General features: G+C 63.8%; 20 protein-coding genes and 2 pseudogenes. 9 read left to right on the top strand and 13 right to left on the bottom strand.

Annotation, left to right across the window (positions count from 1 at the left end):
- The first annotated feature begins 135 nt into the window (after positions 1-135).
- On the top strand, positions 136-1,032 hold the full coding sequence (gene argB, locus QZT63_RS17220; RefSeq protein ID WP_290652882.1) for an acetylglutamate kinase: 897 nt from the start codon (positions 136-138) through the stop codon (positions 1,030-1,032).
- A gap of 877 nt (positions 1,033-1,909) precedes the next feature.
- On the opposite strand, the gene QZT63_RS17215 is transcribed toward argB, so the two are convergent.
- Together QZT63_RS17215 and QZT63_RS17210 are read right to left on the bottom strand one after the other, a co-directional pair.
- Positions 1,910-2,833 (bottom strand): alpha/beta hydrolase, encoded by a 924-nt coding sequence (locus QZT63_RS17215; RefSeq protein ID WP_290652880.1) that lies wholly within the window; start codon positions 2,831-2,833, stop codon positions 1,910-1,912.
- A gap of 130 nt (positions 2,834-2,963) precedes the next feature.
- Positions 2,964-4,496, bottom strand: coding sequence for an NAD(P)/FAD-dependent oxidoreductase (locus tag QZT63_RS17210; RefSeq protein WP_290652878.1), 1,533 nt, complete (start codon positions 4,494-4,496; stop codon positions 2,964-2,966).
- Positions 4,497-5,057: 561 nt separating this feature from the next.
- Between QZT63_RS17210 and QZT63_RS17205 the strand changes: the two genes are divergently transcribed.
- The gene (locus tag QZT63_RS17205; protein ID WP_290652876.1) at positions 5,058-5,423 is read left to right on the top strand and encodes a hypothetical protein; all 366 of its coding nucleotides are present in this window, start codon (positions 5,058-5,060) and stop codon (positions 5,421-5,423) included.
- Between the two features lie 717 nt (positions 5,424-6,140).
- Here QZT63_RS17205 and QZT63_RS17200 read toward each other — a convergent pair.
- The gene (locus QZT63_RS17200; RefSeq protein WP_290652875.1) at positions 6,141-7,826 is read right to left on the bottom strand and encodes a tetratricopeptide repeat protein; all 1,686 of its coding nucleotides are present in this window, start codon (positions 7,824-7,826) and stop codon (positions 6,141-6,143) included.
- Positions 7,827-8,196: 370 nt separating this feature from the next.
- On the opposite strand from QZT63_RS17200, the gene QZT63_RS17195 reads away from it, so the two are divergent.
- Both QZT63_RS17195 and QZT63_RS17190 read left to right on the top strand, forming a co-directional pair.
- Positions 8,197-8,412, top strand: coding sequence for a hypothetical protein (locus tag QZT63_RS17195; protein ID WP_290652873.1), 216 nt, complete (start codon positions 8,197-8,199; stop codon positions 8,410-8,412).
- 342 nt (positions 8,413-8,754) lie between these two features.
- Positions 8,755-9,336, top strand: a complete 582-nt coding sequence (locus tag QZT63_RS17190; RefSeq protein ID WP_290652871.1) for an RQC-minor-1 family DNA-binding protein — start codon at positions 8,755-8,757, stop codon at positions 9,334-9,336.
- A 90-nt stretch (positions 9,337-9,426) separates the two neighbouring features.
- Here QZT63_RS17190 and QZT63_RS17185 read toward each other — a convergent pair.
- Positions 9,427-9,822: pseudogene (locus QZT63_RS17185) on the bottom strand (transposase); the annotation flags it as partial.
- Between the two features lie 56 nt (positions 9,823-9,878).
- Here QZT63_RS17185 and QZT63_RS17180 point away from each other — a divergent pair.
- From QZT63_RS17180 to QZT63_RS17175, 3 genes are all read left to right on the top strand, one after another.
- Positions 9,879-10,001: a hypothetical protein gene (locus tag QZT63_RS17180; RefSeq protein WP_290652869.1), complete on the top strand. Its 123-nt coding sequence runs from the start codon at positions 9,879-9,881 to the stop codon at positions 9,999-10,001.
- A 262-nt stretch (positions 10,002-10,263) separates the two neighbouring features.
- The gene (locus tag QZT63_RS20155) at positions 10,264-10,374 is read left to right on the top strand and encodes an acyl-CoA dehydrogenase family protein (RefSeq protein ID WP_366637481.1); all 111 of its coding nucleotides are present in this window, start codon (positions 10,264-10,266) and stop codon (positions 10,372-10,374) included.
- A 174-nt stretch (positions 10,375-10,548) separates the two neighbouring features.
- Positions 10,549-10,680 (top strand): hypothetical protein, encoded by a 132-nt coding sequence (locus tag QZT63_RS17175; protein WP_290652868.1) that lies wholly within the window; start codon positions 10,549-10,551, stop codon positions 10,678-10,680.
- Between the two features lie 109 nt (positions 10,681-10,789).
- On the opposite strand, the gene QZT63_RS17170 is transcribed toward QZT63_RS17175, so the two are convergent.
- The 7 genes from QZT63_RS17170 to QZT63_RS17140 form a co-directional block, all read right to left on the bottom strand.
- Positions 10,790-12,613: an AMP-binding protein gene (locus QZT63_RS17170; RefSeq protein WP_290652866.1), complete on the bottom strand. Its 1,824-nt coding sequence runs from the start codon at positions 12,611-12,613 to the stop codon at positions 10,790-10,792.
- Between the two features lie 11 nt (positions 12,614-12,624).
- Positions 12,625-13,431 carry an ABC transporter ATP-binding protein gene (locus QZT63_RS17165; RefSeq protein WP_290652864.1) on the bottom strand — a complete coding sequence of 269 codons (807 nt, stop codon included), beginning with the start codon at positions 13,429-13,431 and terminating at the stop codon, positions 12,625-12,627.
- A 4-nt stretch (positions 13,432-13,435) separates the two neighbouring features.
- Positions 13,436-14,665, bottom strand: coding sequence for an ABC transporter substrate-binding protein (locus tag QZT63_RS17160; RefSeq protein WP_290652862.1), 1,230 nt, complete (start codon positions 14,663-14,665; stop codon positions 13,436-13,438).
- A gap of 34 nt (positions 14,666-14,699) precedes the next feature.
- The gene (locus tag QZT63_RS17155) at positions 14,700-15,743 is read right to left on the bottom strand and encodes a branched-chain amino acid ABC transporter permease (RefSeq protein ID WP_290652860.1); all 1,044 of its coding nucleotides are present in this window, start codon (positions 15,741-15,743) and stop codon (positions 14,700-14,702) included.
- Positions 15,744-15,745: 2 nt separating this feature from the next.
- Positions 15,746-16,624, bottom strand: coding sequence for a branched-chain amino acid ABC transporter permease (locus QZT63_RS17150; protein WP_290652858.1), 879 nt, complete (start codon positions 16,622-16,624; stop codon positions 15,746-15,748).
- Positions 16,624-17,436: an ABC transporter ATP-binding protein gene (locus QZT63_RS17145; protein ID WP_290652856.1), complete on the bottom strand. Its 813-nt coding sequence runs from the start codon at positions 17,434-17,436 to the stop codon at positions 16,624-16,626. The genes QZT63_RS17150 and QZT63_RS17145 overlap by 1 nt, the downstream gene beginning before the upstream one ends.
- Positions 17,437-17,533: 97 nt before the next feature.
- The gene (locus QZT63_RS17140) at positions 17,534-17,827 is read right to left on the bottom strand and encodes a TetR/AcrR family transcriptional regulator (RefSeq protein ID WP_290652854.1); all 294 of its coding nucleotides are present in this window, start codon (positions 17,825-17,827) and stop codon (positions 17,534-17,536) included.
- A 132-nt stretch (positions 17,828-17,959) separates the two neighbouring features.
- Here QZT63_RS17140 and QZT63_RS17135 point away from each other — a divergent pair, with 132 nt between their 5' ends.
- The gene (locus QZT63_RS17135) at positions 17,960-18,757 is read left to right on the top strand and encodes an enoyl-CoA hydratase-related protein (RefSeq protein WP_290652852.1); all 798 of its coding nucleotides are present in this window, start codon (positions 17,960-17,962) and stop codon (positions 18,755-18,757) included.
- 185 nt (positions 18,758-18,942) lie between these two features.
- On the opposite strand, the gene QZT63_RS17130 is transcribed toward QZT63_RS17135, so the two are convergent.
- Entirely contained in the window at positions 18,943-19,239 is a 297-nt protein-coding gene (locus QZT63_RS17130; protein WP_290652850.1) for a hypothetical protein, read from the bottom strand.
- Between the two features lie 127 nt (positions 19,240-19,366).
- Between QZT63_RS17130 and QZT63_RS17125 the strand changes: the two genes are divergently transcribed.
- Positions 19,367-19,774 carry a hypothetical protein gene (locus tag QZT63_RS17125; protein ID WP_290652848.1) on the top strand — a complete coding sequence of 136 codons (408 nt, stop codon included), beginning with the start codon at positions 19,367-19,369 and terminating at the stop codon, positions 19,772-19,774.
- A gap of 55 nt (positions 19,775-19,829) precedes the next feature.
- Here QZT63_RS17125 and QZT63_RS17120 read toward each other — a convergent pair.
- Positions 19,830-20,081: pseudogene (locus tag QZT63_RS17120) on the bottom strand (transposase); the annotation flags it as partial.

Below are 20,081 nucleotides of genomic sequence, written 5' to 3'. Positions count from 1 at the left end.
CCCGCTTTCGCGAACTGCTGCTCCAGGCCCGGCCCGGCCTGGAGTTGCCGTTCTGAGACGGCGATTACTGTTCAATCGAATGCGCACCGGCGCACCACACTCGTTCGACGCCGTCGAGCAGCACACAGGGCAACCATGAGCACGACCAAGACACCGGCCGAGGTGGCCGAAGTCCTCACCGAGGCGCTGCCCTACATCCGCCGCTTCCACGGGAAGACCATCGTGGTGAAGTTCGGCGGCAACGCCATGGTGGACGACGCCCTGAAGCACAGCTTCGCGCGCGACATCGTGCTTATGAAGCTGGTGGGCTTCAATCCGGTGGTGGTCCATGGCGGCGGCCCGCAAATCGGCCAGCTGCTCGCGCGCATCGGCAAGGAAAGCCGTTTCATCGAGGGTATGCGCGTGACCGATGCCGAGACCATGGACGTGGTGGAGATGGTCCTCGGTGGTCTGGTGAACAAGGAGATTGTTCAGCTGATCAATGCCCAGGGCGGCCGCGCCGTGGGGTTGACGGGCAAGGACGGCGGCATGATCCGCGCCCGCCAGCTCAGGCTGGAAGGCCGAGGTGCCGACACCCGCGACAGCGAGTTGCCCGACATCGGCCATGTGGGCGAGGTGGTCAGCATCGATGCCTCCGTGGTGAACATGCTCGATACCGGCGAGTTCATCCCCGTAATCGCACCGATCGGCGTTGGCGACGACGGCCGGGGCTACAACATCAACGCCGACCTGGTGGCGGGCAAACTGGCCGAGGTCCTCGGCGCGGAGAAGCTGATCCTGCTCACCAACACCCCGGGCCTGCTGGACAAGGACGGCTCCCTGTTGACCGGCTTGGATGCCGTGCGCGTCGAAGACCTTATCGAGGATGGCACCATACACGGCGGCATGCTGCCGAAGATCCGCTGTGCGCTCGAAGCAGTGCAAAACGGGGTGCGGGCGGCCCACATTATTGACGGCCGCGTCACGCATGCGGTGCTGCTGGAGCTCTTTACCGATCGCGGTGTGGGCACGCTGATCCACGGCACGGGCTGAGCACACCGGCGGGGGGCCGCGTCCCGGCATCCCGCGCTGCAACGCTCCGCACGTAGAGTTGTTGGTGGGACGGCACACTAGCCCGAAGTTCCTCCCCATTCCTCCCCATATGCCCACCGTGGGATAGGAAATCGAACCGCCTTCGCCGCAAAATTGCTTCGCCCAAGAGTACGGTCAAGACCCAACGGAAGCCCCTTGTGAGCAGCGCAGGCAGCCCGGGCGGCCAAAATCGGCCTGCCGCACAACCAGAGCATCCAAGCCACAGCCCCCCTCACACCACCTTCTCAAACCCCATCCCCCCGAGGGCGAGGGTGCATTACGGCTTCGCCTACCGCACTACGCCACAAACCGGCCTTGACAGCGACCGAATGGCGTAGAGGACGGATTAGCGCAGCGTAATCCGCCGTCGAGACACTGCGCCGCAGGCGCGCAATCTAGCGGGCCTGGGACCAGGGCGGCCCATACCAGCTGATATGCTGGGATCACACCCGCTTGGCACCCGGAGAACGTGCGGGAGTGGTGCACCAAAAATGACCGCACAGGCGTATGACTTCAGTGTGACGCCAAACCTCGATGGGCTGCATTCTAAAGGGTGCTGGCCCCAGCATCGGGCATCGGTCCCGGCGATAAGCTGGTCAAGCCCCAGGTTGTTGCGCACCCGCCACCCGCTCATGTGGTCGGCGCACGAGGTATCTCAGCTAACGCCAGTGGCACCGATAATGGAACCGTCGCGGTAGAGCCCCAGTCCCCCGCCGAGAGCGTTGTTCGGGAATCCAACATTGAAGAATGTAACAAATTCCCTTTTGGTCTACCCTCAGGATGCACATTGCTCTTCGCGGCGTCCCGAAAGCCGCTGCGATAGCAAGCCAGTCACGCGCTAACGGGGCTGGTCAATAAACGCCGCCATCTGGCCGATGGCGTGGTCGGCATCATGCAACAGGCCGGCATGGATCGGGAAAAAATGCCAGCGGCCCTCGTACACGTGGAGGTCTGCCTTGCCGCCCGCATCTTCCAGGGCGCTCGCCAGGCGTTGCGAGTCAGCGAGCAGTATTTCATCACGGCCGGTAATAATCAGCGCTGGGGGCAGTCCGGACAGGTCCACGAGTAGGGGGGAGGCGAGCGGTTCGGCCCGCTGCTCACCGGCATAACGTTGAGCGGCCAAATCCAGACCCTTCCAGGTTAGCAGGGTTTCCCCGGGCGCATGGGGGCGTTCGCTGTTCGTGATATCCGCCCAGTGAGATAGCAGCACAAGCCCTGCAGCGGCGGGAAGGTCGTGATTCCGTGCTGCCAGCGCGCAGGCCAGGCTGAGCCCGCCGCCGGCGGAGTCACCGGCGATGATGATCTGATCACTGCTGACCCCCTCATCCAGCAGGGCCCGGTAGGCGCTCAACGCGTCATTCACTGCAGCGGGGTAGGGCGCTTCCGGTGCCACGCGGTAATCCAGCGCGAGCACCGTAGCGCCGCTGGCGCGGGCGAGGTGGGTGGTGAGGCTGCGGTGGGTATACGGGCTACCTGCACAGTAGCCGCCACCGTGAAAATACAGCACTACTTTGTCTTTGGCCCCGCCGCCGGTGCGACGGTAGCGCTCGGCGGGAACGCCCCCTACGGTGAGCCCATCCCGGTGCACGTCCCGGGCAACCAGCGTGGTGGTGGCCATGACTCGCAGGCCATAGCGCAAGACCGATACAGGCACTCCGGGGTAAAACAGCGGCTTCACAAACACTCGCAAGTTATACCGGAGGATGGCGGCAAGTACCTGCTGGCTGCCCTGGCTGTCAGGGGCGTGCATTCTGATAGTCACTGTTGCGTCTACCGCCCGGTCAGTAGCCGATTGCTAATGGAAGGCCGGTCAGCCATTGCGGGTCAGAGCGCCGATGATAATCCGTGAACCGAGACGGCGTCGGCGGCGATCCTGTCCTCAGTGCAAGTGCCTAGGACGATTGGGATGCCAATGGCCTTCGTGTGCTGTGGGCATGCCCAGGCTGGACGCAACGGGCGGCATCGCGCAGCACGTAGTTCTCGGCGTCGAACCGGCGAAGGGCCTTGCGGAACGACCAAGTGTACCCGGGCCACAATACGGAAGTCCCGTTCGGGTCGTTGAGATACCAGCTGTTGCACCCACCCGTGAGCCACACGGTGCGCTTTAACTTCCGGCGAAGATGGTCATTAAAGAACCGTTGCGCGCTCTCCGCGACCTCCAGAGACGTTTTCTGGTGCCGCTCAAGATACTGTAGCGCCTGCACGATGTAGCCAATCTGCGCCTCCGCATAGAGCAGGACCGACGTATGCCCGGTCGCCGTGTTCGGCCCAACCAGCATGAAATAGTTCGGGAATCCTGCCACGGTGGTGCCGTAGTAGGCACAGCGGCCCTCTCTCCACCGTTCGGTGAGCGTGTCGCCGTCGCGGCCGCGCAGCGGATCGACAACCGGCATCGCGCGAAAGCCGGTGCCCAGGATGAGAGTATCCAAAGCGTGCTCTGCACCGTCGGCGGTGAGCACCCCACGCGGTGAAATCTCCACGATCTTCTCGGTGACCACATCCACATTTGGCTGCATCAGGACTGGGTGGAAATCGTCGCTGACAACGATTCGCTTACAGCCCATGCGGTAGTCCGGCGTCAGCTTGGTGCGAAGCTCCGGGTCCCGGACGTGCAGGCGCAGGCGCAGCATCGCGACGGCTTCGAGCAGCCGGGAATGCTGCACCATGAATCCAAGGAACTCGTGGTAAAGGTATTGTCGGGCGCGCACGGCCCGCTGCAGTGCGGGAAATCGACGGTAGAGCATCTGCTCAAGTTTGGTGATTCGCCGATTCATCCGCGGAAACGTCCAGTGAGGCGTGCGCTGGAACACGGTCAGTTTCTCAACCGTCGGCTGGATCTTGGGGATGAACTGCGCGGCTGACGAGCCCGTGCCAATCACGCCGACCCGCTTTCCACTCAGCTCGTGGTTGTGGTCCCACTGGGCCGAGTGGAACAGCCTCCCCTCGAACGACTCCAGGCCCGGGGTTTCCGGCAGCGCCGGTTCACTCAACGGTCCGATCGCCGAGACCAGGAACTGTGCCTCGATGACGCCCGTGGACGTCTCCAGACGCCAACGCTGCGCGGCGTCGTCCCAGAGGCCGGACCTCACTTCAGCGCCGAGCCGCACGTGCGGCAAAACGCCGTGCTCGGCGCAGACCCGCTTGATGTAGTCCCAGATCTCGCGCTGCGAGGCGTAGGTCTCTGTCCAATCCGCGTTGGGCGCGAAAGACAATGAGTACAGATGGGCTTTAACATCGACCGCGCAGCCCGGGTAGCTGTTGTCGCGCCACGTGCCACCTATATCGGCAGCGCGCTCCAGGACGAGGAAATCGTCGATCCCCGCCTGCCTGAGCCGTATGGCCATCCCCAGGCCAGAGAATCCGGCGCCGATGATGGCGACCCGCGTTTCACGGGTCGTGCTCAGTCCCGCGGTTGTTGGGCACATGCCGGGCTCAATTCAGAGGTGTGAGCTGTGTCTAACATCTGCGGCAATCGACCTTACTGTTCCGTGGAGTATAGAAAGCATGAGCCTACCTTTCCGTTCCCCGGGGTTCGCCAAGTCGAGGCTCCTAGATAATGATAATGCGAAATGAGCCTCGAGGATCTACATCTGCCGGATCCGATGCGCGAACGCGCGGCTGACCATCAGGTGCTCCGGGCGCTCTTTGAGGCTGAGGCACAGGCGGCCGCCGAATTCCCGGTACACCGCGGCCACCTGGCTGACGTTGAAGATTGTGGCCGGTGGAGTTGCCAGAACTTTTGCGGGTCCAGCTGCGCCACCAAGCGCTTGATGGGCGTACGGACTGAGAGTTCAGTCTCGGCGGTATGCACGCGGGTGCACTTGTCGCTGGAGGGATAGAGGGAAAGAGGGATAGGAAATCCAACCGCCTTCGCCGCAATATCCCTTCGCCCAAGAGTACCGTCAAGTCCCAATTGGGCAGGCGGGGGATTCCACTCCGGGCGCGCGGCCGGCTCGGCAGATTCCGATGCTGCCGTTACGGGCTCGGTGCTCGCCACACGGGAGACGCGCCTCCAGGCCCTGGCCCGTGAACTGGATGGTCTGAACAACCAGATCCGCGGGCTCGCCGATGATTACGATCAATTGCTGGATCGCACACGTCAATTCCAGGAGGAGCGGGAGCGGCAAAGCGCGGCCCTCGACACGAAGCCGAAGCCTGAACGAGTCGACGCTCCGGAGCAGGAAATCCAAGACCGACGCGCGTCGACCGACGAGTTAGACTCCTTCGGTGACGACCTCGCCTCTGCCGCGGATCTGGCGACCATCACCGAGCGAGTGGATCGACTGGAGCAGGCCCCCCGAAGCGCCGGAGCTGGATGGCGCTCTCTTGACCATCGACCGCTGAGGCAATAGCGCTCTGGCTGTGTTGAATCACAACGGCCGCACCGAACGCCTCCGTCGTGGGGAATATGTTGGCGCCTGGCCCCTCGAGAGCCTGGACGCCAGCGCGGGCGTCGCAGTTTTCCGCCATCCGGCGGGACACACCACCGCACTGGAAATGGAGGAATAGGCATGACGGAGTTGGCGGTTGGTTTGTTCCTGATCTTCGGAATGACGGCTGCCAGTGACGATGGCCCGGCCGATGAAACCCCAGAACGCAGGAACAGGTAGCAGCGCCAGGGTGCTATGGACCCTGAGACGACGCATCAGGTGCCCGCCGATCAACGCCCGCAGGTCAGGAAGAAGCCGGCCCACATGCATACGAGCGACAGGGCAAGCAGCACGAGCGTGCCCCAGGCCATATCGGCCAGAAAATCCGCGTAGCCTGCTTTTACACCTCACCGCCCCATACGATTGAAATTCATCGCGATGCCTCTCGTATCGCGTCACGATGGAGAATGCGGCGTGGATCCGGCGGGGGGCGAGTGGAGACAAGGCGGCGTGGGGCGAGAGGAGCAGACGGCAACGCGCATCTCTGGCCCTCCCCACTATCGAACACCGTGTCGGACGGCCAAATCGTATGGGCGCTTATGCCCGCATACCCCCGGGGAGAGCCGGAGGCTGCGCAGTAGGGTTCTCCCTCCTTCAGGGCCGGGAGGATGTCAAGGCATGACATCCTCCCGGCGGTGCTCACTGATCATCTAACTGCCCGGCCTCTACCACGCCTGGCCGCGATGAGTCACCGGCAATCTCGAGCAGGCGCCGAAAATACTCTCCCGCGGCCTGCTCGTCACCGGTGGCGGCCGCCGCGTTCCCGGCACCCAACAAGGTGCGGTAGCGCTCTGGCCAGGTCTGCTGCGATGCCCGATAGGCCTTAAGTGCCTCGGCTGGGCGTTCCAACGCCACCAGCAGATCACCCAGTGCTTCTTGCGGCGGGACCAGGGCACCAGGGGTCACCGGATGTTTCTCCACACGGCCTTCCAGGTCGGCGGCCGAGCGCATCATTTCAATGGCCTCGTCGGCATCACCGTCAGCATGGGCGATCCAGCCGGCCAGAATCCGCCGGTCCACCTCGAGATAGGTCGCGAAGTGCTGATCGCCATCCGCCTCGGCCTGCTCGCGCAACGCGGCGAGTCTCTCTTCGGCCTCGCCAGCCAATTCCAGGTCACCGCTGTGTACGCCACCCAGGCCACGCGCATACCAGCTCAGCCCTTCCGCCCAGCGCGCCTCGTCCCACGGCAGGTAGTCGGGCGTGCGTGGCTCAAGGGCGACAGCCTCGTCCCACGCGTGCCGCTCAACGGCGTAGCGCGCCGGCATGACTGCCGCATGGAATGCGCTGACAAACGACGCCTGATGCGTTCCCTTGTTCAACGCCTCGTCGAGGGTGGCCGCCGCCTTGTCGTCCTCGCCGCGCTGCAACTGGGCATACAGCACATAATCCATGGCGTGAATGTAGTGGTGCGAGATGCTGTCGTTGACCGGATGTTTGAGGGCCGCGTCCGCCGAGCGCAAGTTCCAGTCTATGACTTCGGGCCATCTACCCAGGCGTACGTAGATATGGGTGGGCATGTGCAACGCGTGCGCCACTTCCGGGGCGATCTCGCCATAGGCTTCCACCATGTCCAGCGCGTTCTCCGCTCGGCCGTCCGCGTCGGTGGCATGAATGGAGTAATGAATGGCACCCGGATGGGTGGGGATCTCCTCATGGATCGCCCGCAGTATGGCCTCGGCCTCGTCGTGCAGCGGATCACGATCCTCGACCCGCTGGCCCAGAGTCAGCCGGGACAAGGCGTACAGGGCTGCCGTGTCCGCATCGTCCGGATGGGCCTGGTAGGCCTGCTCCATGCCTTCGATCCAACGCTCGAGCCGGGTTCCGAACTCGGCGGTCTCGGGCTCGCGGAAAAACCCCGCCGTTGCCTCGATAAGATGACGTTCGCGCTCGGTTTTGGTCAGCTCTTTCGCCTGCTCAATCTTGTTCCATCCGCGCTGGAGTTCCTCGCTGCTCGGGCGGGTCCCCCACAGCGGTTGGAACAGTGTGGTGGCAATCCCCCAGTAGGCCATGGCGCAATCGGGATCGGAGGCAGCGATCTCCTCGAACTCGGCCCGGGCTTGCGCATACATCATGTGATGCATCATGCCAAGAGCATGATCGAAGTCGGCCTGGACGGCCTCGTCACAAGCGGCCCCGAAATTGACCTCGCCGATGGAGCCGCCCTGTGCCGCCGCCGAGGTGCTCCATCCCAGGCCCAGCGCCAGAATGCAGGCCACCCCCCGCCGCATAGCGCGATTGTTGCTAAGGGACCGAGACCTCGTCGTGGGCTTTGTCTGCCGCGTCAGGCCCTGACGCTCCCCATTGAAAAAGGGCTTTACGTACATGACACCGACTCCTTCCAGGGATGGATGACAATAAAGTCTAAACCCTCGTGGCCGAGGGAGATCCGGCGTGCTGAGAGGCGCCACCACCATGGTCTGCTCGCGGACAAAACCTTGCAGTTACGCCGGCACTTACAGTTTAGTTCACGGGCAACAGAGTGCCCCGAGGCGCTGTCGAGGTCGCCTGCCTGCGCGACGCGCAAGCGCTCAAACAACGGCACACTGCCGTTTCGCGGTGTGAAGGGGCCGGACGAACGCCGACCGTGCTGCGGGGGTTCCGGGGCCGCATCATCCTTCCCGGGGACACTGCATACGAGGACGCCCGTCAGGTCTGGAACGGCTCCATCGACCAGCACCCGGTCGTGGTTTTGCAATGTACCGGCGTCGCCGACATTCGCGCGGGCCTCGAGCCTGGCCCGGGACCTGGAACTGCCCCTGGCTGCGCGGGGGCGGTGGCAACTTCGGGATCGTCACGTCCTTCGAGTTCGACGTCCATCCCGCGGGCCGGACCGTGTTCAGCGGGCTGGTTGCGTGGCCAGCGGAGAAGGCCCGGGAGGTGCTGACCTTCTTCCGCGACTTCGCCGCCTAAATTCCGGACGAAGTCACCCTGGTGACCATCGGCCGCGAGGATCGGCTGGCGCCGCAGCCGGGGCACCTGCGATGGAGGCGGCGGCCGACGCTAAGGTGCAAGAACTCCGAGTCCTGGAGATGGCCATCGAGGCACTGACGCTGCATGCTGCCCGGTCTGTCAGGACAGCATCGCCGCAACTGACCGGTGGGCCAGGGATTCCTTCCACCGGCCACACCAGCGCCCTGTTACCGGGGCAGAGGCAACACCACAGCGCCCTGGTGGACATTGGAGTTTGTGCCAACATCGTAGCCTGTATGGTTGCCAGCGTGCGCAGTGCGTGCCATGTCGGGAGGTAGACCCATGGGTCGCCGCGTCCATCGTGTTCCTTACCAGCTTCAGCCAGAGTCCATTGACGATCTGCCGCGCAAGGAGATCGTGGCGATACTGCGAGGTGCCGACGATCTCATTATGCGCGCCGGTCGCAGGATGCTGGCAAAGGTTCTTAAGGGCTCGCGAGACAAGCGCGTTGTGGAGTTGAAGCTGGATCAAAGCCCCGTTTACGGCTACTACCGGGTGCTGTCGGAGAACCAGATCCTGGCGCGGATCGACTGGGTGATCGCTAAGGGGTATCTGGACATTGAGTATGATTACCGGCTGCCGATGCTGGTCTACACGCCCCGGGGATGGGTGATCGAGAAGGAAACGTATGCACGCGAGTTGCTGCAGCGCCTGGATGCTCTCTGCGCCCAGGAACCCCCATATGCGGTTGAGGGCTTGCGCGATAAGAACCGGGAAGTCATCTGGCGGTTGCTCGATCTGATCGAGGCGAGCGGCGATACCAAGTATGTGCCGGTACTCCGCGCCTGGCAGGACGTGGATTATCGCAAGGTCAGAGCGCGCATCCATGGGGTGATACAGTCGCTGACCAGCACACCGACTTAGACCTGCGACCACCACTTGGGGCAAATCGCTCCCGATATCTCCGCCGTGTGCAGGCCCGAGAGGGATTCGTGCTCACTAGTGCCCCAATGTTTATTCGCATAAATTCAGCTGGTTACAGTATGGGTCGTCTTCATGATTGTGAACGCCTGCAATAAGTACCTGATTTAGCGGCATACGTTCAAAAACTGTCAGGCCCAGGATCTGTAGGATTGTGTAGAGGCTGGCCGGGATTCCGAGCCGTTTTTTGATGATCGCGACGAGGATATAGACTGACACGGCGATCCAGATCTGGCTTTTGACAGCGTTCTCCGAAGTGCCGAGGAACGACTTGATGCGCAGGTGTTGCTTGATCCGCTTGAAGAACAGCTCCACTTGCCATCGGTTGCGGTACAGCTCGGCGACCGTGAGCGCCGGCAGCGTGACGTTGTTGGTCAAAAACACCAAGCCCTTGCCGGTCTCGGAGTCGAGGAACTGGATGCGCCGAACGTTGGCACAGTAGTGATTTCATCCCGCTCTTCTTTGTATTCAACCCGGCGCTGCCCATGTTCGGCACGCCCATGGAAGTGATCACCGTGGTCATCAGGGCGTTGATCGGGGTGATCCTCCTGGCCGCCGACCTGCAGGGCTACCTGCTCGAAGCCCGCCGCCCATCGCCGAGGAGTTGAAGGCCAAGGCCGAGGGGCTGTGGAACCTGTTCCTCCCGGAGAGCGAGTACGGCGCCGGGCTGACCAACACGGAGTACGCCCCCGCTTTGCGAGGTCATGGGCCGCTCGCCGTTTGCCCCGGAAGTGTTCAGCTGCTCCGCGCCGGACACCGGCTACAAGGAGGTGCTGGCCCGATACGGCACCGACGGGCAGAAGAAGCAATGGCTGGAGCCACTGCTGGAGGGCAAGATCCGCTCGTGTTTCTCCATGACCGAGCCCCAGGGTGGCCTCCAGCGACGCCACCAACATCGAGACCGAGGTCTCCCGCGAGGGCGACGAGTACGTCATCAACGGCCGCAAGTGGTGGTCCTCCGGTGCCCTGGAGACCCACTGAAAATCACCATTGTCATGGGCAAGAGCGATCCATCGGCATCCAAGTACAAGCAGCAGTCGATGATCCTGGTACCGCCTGGACGCGCCGGGCATGAAGATCGAACGGCCGCTGACCGCCTTCGGTTAAGACCATGCACCCCCCGGTCATGCCGAAATCGTCTACGACAACGTCCGCGTGCCGGCCAGCAACAGGCTGCTGGGCGAGGGGCGCGGCTTCGAAATCTCCCAGGGCCGCCTGCGCCTCGGCCGCATCCACCCCTGCATGCGCGCCATCGGCGTGGCGGAGCGGACCCTTTGGCGTCCATAGCATCAACAGAAAGCCCGCCATCCGGCGGGCTTCTTCCTAGTACATCAAGGATCGTGGGGGGCATCTCGATGCACCCCCCGATCCACCCCAACCGATTGCCAGCCGCCGATCAGGCGGCGCCGGCATCCTTGTACAGCGACTCGATGAGATCGCTGTACTTCTCGTAGATCTTGCCGCGACGGATCTTCATGGTCGCAGTCACTTCATCGTCGTCGTGGTCCAACTCCTTGGTCAGCAGGGCAAACCGCTTGACCTGGGCCACCCGGGGCAGCTGCTCGTTTGCCTTCTGCACCTCGCTGTCGATAAGGGTGTATACCTCCGGGTTCTCGGCCAGGCTGCGGAACGTGGTGTAGGCGATACCGTGCTCTTCAGCCCATTTGGCGACGGTGTCGTAGTCGATCTGGATCAGTGCGGTGACGTACTTGCGCGCCTCACCGGTGGCAACGCATTCTTTAATGTAGGGGCTTGCCTTGACGGTGTTCTCGATCTCCGAGGGCGAGAGGTTCTTGCCGCCGGCGGTGATCATGATGTCCTTCTTGCGGTCCACCATGCGCACGATGCCGTCCTTCATCTCCACCACGTCCCCGGTATGCAGCCAGCCGTCGCGGATGGTGTCCTCGGTTGCCTGCGGATTCTTGTAGTACCCCTCGAAGACCATGCCCCCGGCGACCAGCAGCTCGCCATCATCGGCGACTTTCAGCTGCACTCCGGGAGTGGCCTCGCCGATGGTGCCGGGCCGGATGCGGTCGGGCTTCTGGGCCGTCACCACGCCAGTGGTCTCGGTCTGGCCATAGACCTCCAGCAGCGGGATGCCGATGATGCGGAAAAACCGGATGATATCCGGCGCAATGGGTGCCGCCCCGGTGACTGCCACCCGCACACGCCGTAGCCCGATGAAGTTCTGCAGGGCACGGAACACCAGCAGGTACGACAGCGCGAAGCGCAGACGATCGCCGATGCCGAGCTGGGACCAGTCCCGGTAGCAGAAGGGTTCGCAGGCAGTCAACGCGCGATGGTAGAACCAGCGCCGCAGGCGGCCGCTCTCCAGCATCTTGATATGGATGGCGGAGTGCAGCTTCTCCCAGATACGCGGCACGCCGAGGAAGGTGGTCGGCGCCACCTCGCGCAGGTCTTCCTGGACAGTGCGCAAGGACTCGCCGAAGTTCACCAGACTCCCCAGGTAGATGGGCGCGAAATTGGTGGTTGCCTGCTCGGCCACGTGGCACAGGGGCAGATAGGATAGCAGACTGTCGCTCTCCCGCAGGCCGAGGCCGTCGATGGTGCTGGGCGCCGTCGCACGGATGTTGCGGTAGCTGATCATTGCCCCCTTGGGCTTGCCGGTCGAACCGGAGGTGTAGATCATCAACGCCAGGTCGTTGAACTCCTGGGCATCCAGCAGTTCCTCGGCCAGCTCCGGCTGCTCCTTGTCAACCGCCTCGCCCATGCGCTCCACGGCGTCGAACGACAGCAGGTCCGGCTCGTCGTAGTTGTGCAGCCCCTTCATCTCGGGGACCACCAGCTTGCGCAGCGCCGGCAGCTGATCGCGCACTTCGAGCACCTTGTCGGTCTGCTCCTGGTCCTCGCACAGCACGATCTGGGCGTCGGAGTGTTCCAGCACGTAGGCGACTTCCGGCGCCGGGCTGGTGGGATACACACCGACGGTCACGCCGCGCACGACGCCCGCCCCCATCTGCGCGATCACCCATTCGATCCGGTTCTCGGAGATGATGGCGAAGTGTCCGCCGGGGGCCAGCCCGAGTTCCCGCAGCCCAAGGCCGAAGTGGCGTGCACGCTGGTAGTATTCGGCCCAGGTGGTGGGGTGCCAGATGCCGAAATCCTTCTGCCGCAGGGCCACCCGGTCACCGCGGTGGCGGGCGTTCCAGCGCAGCATCTGCGGCAGCGTGAGATCGGGTAGTTCGGCTCGTTCCACCATACCTTCTCCAGTCAGGACAGCCAGCGCTTGCGGCGCTTGTAATGCTTCACTTCACGGTAGCTCTTGCTCTCGCCCCCGGCACCACTGCCCAGGTAGAACTCGCGCACATCGTCGTCCGCCATGAGCTTCTCCGGGGTGCCGTCGATGACCACCCGCCCCGACTCCATGATGTAGCCGTAGGAGGCCAGGGCCAGGGCCACGTTGGCGTTCTGCTCCACCAGCAGCATGGCCACGCCCTGCTCGCGGTTGATGCGGGCGATAATGCCGAAGATCTCCTCCACCAGCATGGGTGACAACCCCAGGGAAGGCTCGTCCAGCAGCATCATGCTGGGCTGGCCCAGCAGACCGCGGCCGATGGCGAGCATCTGCTGTTCGCCACCGGAGAGATAGCCGGCCAGAGAGCGGCGGCGGGAGTACAGTTGCGGGAAGTACTCGTACACCAGCTTCTGCTTGCCTCGGCCGGCGCCGCTGCTCGCCGCATACCCGGCGGCAACCAGATTCTCTTCCACCGTCAGATCCTCGAAGACGCGACGGCCTTCCATGACATGGCAAAGCCCGTCGTGAACCAGGCGATGTGGCGGGCGGGAGCCCACCACATCGCCCTGGAACCGGATTTCACCCGAAGACAGCTCGCCGTTCTCCAGGAACAGCACGTTGGCGATGGCCTTCAGGGTGGTGGACTTCCCCGCCCCATTGGAGCCCAGCAGGGCGACCACCTCGCCGCGCGGCACATTCAGGGACAGCCCGCGCAGCACCTGCACGGTGTGGTGGTACACCACCTCGATGTTGCTGACTTCGAGTATCCGGTCGTCCGCCACGTCGTCACTCCTCGGTCAGATCGATCCAGTCGGACACAGGTACCATGCGGCCCGCCTCCACGTCGGCCCGGTAGATGCGCCCCACGGGGATAGAGTTGCCGCGGAACGTCACCGGTACACCGATGACGCCCCCCGTATCGATGTCCTCCAGGGAGTCCAGGGCGCGGCGCATGTTGGTTCCGGTGAGCTCATCCCCTGCCTCCAGGGTGGCGTTGACGATCTCCTTCAGCAGCATGCCCACCAGCCAGGCCTGGATGTAGGTGGTGGCGCGGTACTCGTCGTTCATCTCACGGATGGTGCGCATGATCGGGTAGTCGTCCGCCTCCTCGTCGTAGTAGTAGCGATAAGGCATGACGCCCATGAACCCGTCCGCCGCGTCCCCCATCTCGTCGATGATGCCCTGGTCCATGGTGTAGTACGTGCCCATGAATCGGGTCTCCATGCCCATCTGCCGGGAGCGCTCGATGAAGTCCGGGATCGGCGACAGGATGTAGCCGTGGAAGATGGTGTAGTCCGGCCGCGCCCGGCGATGTTCCAGGGCCGCCGAGGAAATGTCCGCCGCCCCCGGCGGGGTGACGATGGTCTCCGCAACGGTCAGGCCCAGATCTTCCGCCCGCTCCACGCTGGCATTGATGGGATCCCGGCCGAACTCCGTATCGGAGTAGACAAAGGCCACCCGGGCGCCCGGATCCTCGTTGGCGATGTACTCGAGAAGAACGCCCACCTGCTCGCTGTAATCCGGACCGAGCAGGAACTGCAGCGGATACTCCTCCGGGTTGTTGAGTTCGGAGGCGAACGAGGCGCCGGTCATCAGGATGTCCTGACGGTTCAGCGCGGAATTTATGGTCTGCGAGAACGCGGTGGAGTCGCCGAAGTAGAAATGCACGTCCTCGCGGCTGGTGATGCGCCGGAATACGCCCACGGACTGATCCGGATCGTAGCCGGTGTCCTGGCCGACGTAACGGAACTTGCGGCCCTGGACGCCGCCGTGCTCCTCGTTGATCCACTGCACGAAATCCCGAAACCCGTCATTGAACTGCAGCCCGGCGAAGGCGAACACGCCGGTCATGGGAATGGAACCGCCGATGACGATGGCATCCTCCACATCGGCCTCGACGCCGACCTCGGCCTCCTCCGGATCATCCGCAATGGCGCTGCCCGCGGTCATCAAGCCGAGCAGCAGGCCCGACGCCACACCCAGGAACAGCTCGCTGGTCCGATTTCGCATAGTCATGGATACACCCTCCTGTCGTCGCCCAGGGCAACGACTAGTTACGGAACGGCCACAGATGGAAGAAGCGCCGCACACGCCGCCAGATTTCCGCCAGCCCATGGGGCTCGAAGAGCAGAAATCCGACGATCAGCAGACCGAACACCAGGGTGCGCACCGGCGACAGCAGTGCCGACGCGTCCTGGACGAACGGCTCGAGCACATCGACACCGTAGCGCAGCAGCTCCGGCGTCAATGTCATGAACACGGCCCCGAGGATGCTCCCCAGGATCGTGCCCAGGCCACCGACGATGATGGCGGCCAGGAAGAAGATGGACATGAGCAGCGGGAAGCTCTCGGGATTGATGGAACCGAAGAAGTACGCATAGAATCCGCCGGCGATGCCCGCATAGAACGAGGCGATGGCGAAGCTCATGAGTTTGTACAGGGGCAGGTTGATCCCCAGCACCGAGGCCGAAATGTCCCGATCGCGTACGGCGATGAACGCCCGCCCCACCCGGGTGCGGAAGAGATTCGCCGCCAGGATCACCATCAGCACCGTCACCGGGACCACCAGCCAGTAGAAGGTGTCGGGATTGTCGAACTCCATGCCGAACAGCTGCGGTGGCTGGATGTTGATGCCACGGGTGCCGCGGGTAACGCTCTCCCAGTTGATAAAGACGAACTGCAGGATGAACGACGCCGCGATGGTGGCGATGGCCAAGTACAGTCCTTTCACCCGCAGGCTCGGTAAACCGGCCACCAGCCCAACCAGGGTGGTCATCACGCCGGCGGCGAGCAGATTGAGGATGAACGGCGTCGTGGCGTTGTTATCCAGCCACGCGACAGTGTAGGCCCCGACCCCCATGAACGCCGCCTGGCCGAGACTGACCTGCCCGGTGTACCCGGTGAGAATGTTCAGACCGGTCGCGCTGATGATGTTGATGCAGATCAGGCAGGCCAGGAACAGCCAGTAGAGGTTGGCCACGAACGGGTACAGCGCCAGCGACAGCAGCAGGATCCCGAACCAGACCCACTGTGTGCGCGTGCGGAACAGGCTCTCGTCGGCAGCGTAGGTTTCCTTCGGCGATCCGATACGCATGATTAAAGTCGCTCGATTTCACGGGTTCCGAAAAGGCCCCAGGGCCTCAGCAACAGGACCACCATGAGGATCATGAAGGTCACCAGGTGCTCGTACTCCCCGCCCAGATAGACCCCCGCCAGGGATTCCACCCAACCGATCAGCAATCCGGCCAGCAAGGCACCCAGCACGCTGTCGAGGCCGCCCACAATCACCACCACCAGCACCGTGAGACCGAAGAAACCCATCTCCGAGGAAATACCGGCAATGGAGCCGAGCAGCACCCCGGCGCCGGCGGCCAGCAGGCCCGCCACCCCCCAGGCCAGGCTGTAGACCATGGGCACGTTGATCCCCATGCCATAGGCCGCCCCCTGGTCGGAGGCGGTGGCGCGCAGGGCGACACCGCCGCGCCAGAAGCGAAACAGCACCAGAAAGACAGCGATCACCACCGCGGCAATGACGAAGCTCCAGAAGGTCTTCGGCGCCACGAACGCGTCGCCGATGAAAATGGGGTCACTCGGGAGAAAGCTCGGCAGACTACGGGGAGCCGCGGTCCAGATGATTTCCACCAGACCGATGAACACGCTGCTCAGGCCGATGGTGACCATGAACACCGAAATGGGGCTTTCGCCCAGCATGGGGCGGATCACCAGCCGCTCCAGGATCAGGCCGAGCAGCGCCCCACCCACCAGCGCCAGGATCAGCGCTGCCCAGATGGGCAGTGCCAGTGCCGCGGCGAAGCCGAAGAACATATAGGCGCCGAGCATGAGCATTTCGCCCATGGCAAGGTTGATCACCCGGGTGGCCTTGTAGATCACCACGAAGGCCACGGCGGTCAGGGCGTAAAGCGCACCAAAGCCGAGGCCGGCGAGGCTCACCTCGAAGAAGAAAAGCCAGTCCATCAGGCCGCCCCCCTGTCGCCGCGCAGTCGTTCGCGCAACGTGGTCATGTCATCGGCGCCGAGATACGCCTCGATGACGTCCGGGTTCTGCTGCACCTCCGCCGGCGGGCCACCGGCGATGCGCTGACCGAAGTTCAGGACGTAGACCTGATCGCAGATGTCCATGACCATGCCCATGTCGTGCTCCACCATCAGCACGGTCACCCCCCACTGTTCCTTGACGTCGAGGATGAACCGGGCCATGTCCTCCTTTTCCTCGCGGTTCATGCCGGCCACCGGCTCGTCCAGCATCAGCACCTTCGGCCGCATGGCCAGTGCACGCGCCAGCTCCACGCGTTTCTGCAGACCGTAGGGAAGCGCGGCCACCGGGCTGCGCCGAATGTGGTCGATCTCCAGGAAGTCGAAGACTTCACGTTCGATCTCGCTGCGTATGCGGACTTCCTCCCGTCGCGCACGGCCCAGGTAGAACATGGCCGCCAGCGGACCAGTGCGGGTGCGCACGTGGGCGCCGAGCTTGACGTTGTCCATCACCGTCATGCCGCGGAACAGGGCAATGTTCTGGAACGTGCGCCCGAGCCCCAGAGCCGCCCGGCGGGGAGGCCCCGTGCGCGAGATATCGCTGCCCTCCAGATAGACCCGTCCCGCCTGGGGCCGGTAGAAACCGGAGATGGCATTGAACAGCGACGTCTTGCCGGCGCCGTTGGGGCCGATCACTGCGGTAATCGTGCCCTCCGCCACGGACAGGCTGACGTCACGCAACGCGTGCACGCCACCGAACGCCAGGCTGACACCATCGACATTGAGAATATTCATGGTCACTCCACCGACAGACGGAATTGAGCACGGCGCACTGACCGGGGTCACGCGCCGTGCGCACACAGCAGGCGCGACTAGCCGTGCAACGGCGGGGTTACGCCGGCGCTGCCGGCCGTCCAGGGTCTTTTATCCGCTCCAGCCCACGGCGCGTGCACTCGAGAAGGATCTCGTCCTTGCTGGCGAAATAGTTATGGATGGTGGGTTTGGTGATGTTCAGCGTCCCCGCCACATGGTCCAGTGACGTGGCATGGAAGCCGTGCTCGTTGTACGAGCGCACTGCCGTCAACAATACGGCCTCGCGCTTGCGGAGGCGTTCGCCGTCGCGCGCCGCGGCCGGCTGCCAGGGCGAGGATACCGTTGTCTGTTGCGGGTGATCTTCGGACTCCACCACCCCTCTCCCGTCATGTCCCGCGGGTGCAGGTTATGACAGTGTTACAGCACTGGCGACGCCACGCGTGGCGTTTTCTGATGGGTCGATTCTATATTCGTCGGTAACATCAGCGTCAACCCTGGAGGCAGCATGAGCGACACCGACAACTCCATCGTGGAAATCGAGCGCGCGGACGGCATCGCCACGCTGCGGTTCAACCGGCCGGAGCGCCTCAATGCCATGGACCGCGCCATGGCGGAGGCCTTTCACGAGGCCGTCGCCGAGGTGGTCGAGGACGCCGCCACGCGGGTGATCATCCTCTCCGGGGCCGGGGAGTCGTTCCTGGCCGGTGGTGACCTTGCGGCCATGGAGCAGGCCGGTGACGACGCGGTCGCAGCCGTGGACACCATCATCCGGCCGGCCCACGCCGCCATGAAACAGCTCATGGCGGCGCCTCAGCCCACCATCGCACAGCTTCATGGCGCCGTGGCCGGCGCAGGCATGAGCGTTGCCATGGCCACCGACCTGGCGGTAGCCGCCGATAACACCCGCTTCAACCTCGCCTACGCCAACATCGGCGCCGTACCTGACTGCTCCGGCTCCTGGAGCCTGCCGCGACTGGTCGGGATGCGCCGCGCGCGGGAAATCGCACTGCTTTCCGAGACCATCGACGCCGACGAGGCCAAGGCCCTGGGACTGGTCAATCGGGTGGTGCCCCTCAGTCAGCTCGACAACAGAATCCGGCAACTGGCACAACGGCTTGCCGCGGGACCACCGGTTGCCCAGGGCCACATCAAACGGCTGCTCCGCTCCAGCTTGGACACCGACCTGCCCGGGCAACTCGACGCCGAGGAACGGGCATTCAAGGACTGCGCCGCCACGCAGGACTTCCGCAACGCCGTGACCGCGTTCCTGCGACGGCAAAAACCAGTGTTCACGGGGAAATAGCACAGCACGGTGTCCTGGCTCCGGCTGTCACCCCCGGTAACGGCCATGTTCCCCTCTGTAATGCTTGATCATGAACGCGTCGGCACGGAGGCGACGCACGGTTCTTTAGGCGTCATCGCCCCCGAGGGATAGGGATAGGAAAACCAACCGCTTTCGCCGCAATATTCCTTCGCCCCAGAGTACCGTCAAGTCCCAACGGGAGCCCCTTGTGAGCAGCGGAGGCAGCCCGGGTGGCCGAAATCGCCCGCAGCGCATGCCTTGGCATCGATGGCGTGCTCCGTGGCGTCTTCGTCCCACTGCGGTGGTCCCCGCGTTTGGGCGATACGGGGCGGGTTGGCGGGTTCGCCGATGGACTCCAGGATGGCGCGCACCGGCATCGCCTCGGTGATGAAGGCGATGATCGGCCTCTCGGCCCCGCACTGAGGGCCCGTCCGGGGAAACGCCTCGTCGATGCGCGCGAGCAGCCTGACCCAGATGTACACGGCATGCGGGCCGGGCAACTGAAGACCGGGCCGATGCGCGGCCGATCTACTACGGGATTCCCCGCATGGCTGATCCTGGCAGTGCGTTTTACGTTGCCGCATCGCTCACCGGAAGGAGATCCGAACGATGGGTAATCGCCTGGCCCTATCGCTGTTCATTCTGCGGGTTACGGTGTTCGTCGTGATGGCGATGTGGAGCCTGGACAAGCTGCTCGCCCCGGACCATGCCGCCAACGTGTTTGAATCCTTCTATTACCTCGGCGGCCTCGACGCCCCGGTTTTCTACGCGATCGGCGTCATCCAGCTCATTATTGAAATAGGCTTCTTGCTGGGCGTCGCGCGCTTCTGGACCTACGGATTCGTCCTCGTGGTCCATGCCATCTCGGTCGCGGCAACGTGGCAGCAGCTACTGAACCCTCTCGACAACATGCTGTTCTTGGCGAGCGTTCCGATGCTTGGCGCCTGTGTGGCCCTTTTCCTGCTGCGTGACAGCGACAATTTCCTCACGCTGGGGCGCTCTTCCGGCAAGCACTAGCCCTGCCCGTTACCCGTAAGTGTTGTCAGGCCAGCGATGCTGCGGATGGGCTGGGTCATTGTTCGATCTCGTCTCTGAGCTGGTAGGCCATCGCCATGGCGGTGAGCTTGGAGTAGCCGTGCCACATCAACTGATGTCCAGGCGGCGGGTCGTGGTTGCGGTTGAGATAGCCGCCGAGACTCGCCACCAAAAGCACGGCCTCGCCGAGCTGGCCCGGTCGAGGACGGGGGCGGCGCCGGGTCTGGGCGAAGTCGCCCAGCACGCGCAGCTCAACATCGGAGAACAGCAGCTCCGCGGGCAACTCGGG

The sequence above is a fragment of the Aquisalimonas sp. genome (assembly GCF_007120195.1).
Classification (GTDB): Bacteria; Pseudomonadota; Gammaproteobacteria; order Nitrococcales; family Aquisalimonadaceae; genus Aquisalimonas.
The sequence above is the reverse complement of the archived record's forward strand: the minus strand, read 5'-3'. Positions and strand labels throughout refer to the sequence as shown.

Bases quoted from the DNA above. Each gene is read 5' to 3' on its own strand.
- argB (WP_290652882.1), top strand. From the start codon at position 136: ATGAGCACGACCAAGACACCGGCCGAGGTGGCCGAAGTCCTCACCGAG.
- QZT63_RS17145 (WP_290652856.1), bottom strand. From the start codon at position 17,436: ATGAATATTCTCAATGTCGATGGTGTCAGCCTGGCGTTCGGTGGCGTG.
- QZT63_RS17170 (WP_290652866.1), bottom strand. From the start codon at position 12,613: ATGGTGGAACGAGCCGAACTACCCGATCTCACGCTGCCGCAGATGCTG.
- QZT63_RS17150 (WP_290652858.1), bottom strand. From the start codon at position 16,624: ATGGACTGGCTTTTCTTCTTCGAGGTGAGCCTCGCCGGCCTCGGCTTT.
- QZT63_RS17190 (WP_290652871.1), top strand. From the start codon at position 8,755: ATGGGTCGCCGCGTCCATCGTGTTCCTTACCAGCTTCAGCCAGAGTCC.
- QZT63_RS17195 (WP_290652873.1), top strand. From the start codon at position 8,197: ATGTACCGGCGTCGCCGACATTCGCGCGGGCCTCGAGCCTGGCCCGGG.
- QZT63_RS17180 (WP_290652869.1), top strand. From the start codon at position 9,879: ATGTTCGGCACGCCCATGGAAGTGATCACCGTGGTCATCAGGGCGTTG.
- QZT63_RS17160 (WP_290652862.1), bottom strand. From the start codon at position 14,665: ATGACTATGCGAAATCGGACCAGCGAGCTGTTCCTGGGTGTGGCGTCG.
- QZT63_RS17135 (WP_290652852.1), top strand. From the start codon at position 17,960: ATGAGCGACACCGACAACTCCATCGTGGAAATCGAGCGCGCGGACGGC.
- QZT63_RS17125 (WP_290652848.1), top strand. From the start codon at position 19,367: ATGGGTAATCGCCTGGCCCTATCGCTGTTCATTCTGCGGGTTACGGTG.
- QZT63_RS17200 (WP_290652875.1), bottom strand. From the start codon at position 7,826: ATGTACGTAAAGCCCTTTTTCAATGGGGAGCGTCAGGGCCTGACGCGG.
- QZT63_RS17210 (WP_290652878.1), bottom strand. From the start codon at position 4,496: ATGTGCCCAACAACCGCGGGACTGAGCACGACCCGTGAAACGCGGGTC.
- QZT63_RS17155 (WP_290652860.1), bottom strand. From the start codon at position 15,743: ATGCGTATCGGATCGCCGAAGGAAACCTACGCTGCCGACGAGAGCCTG.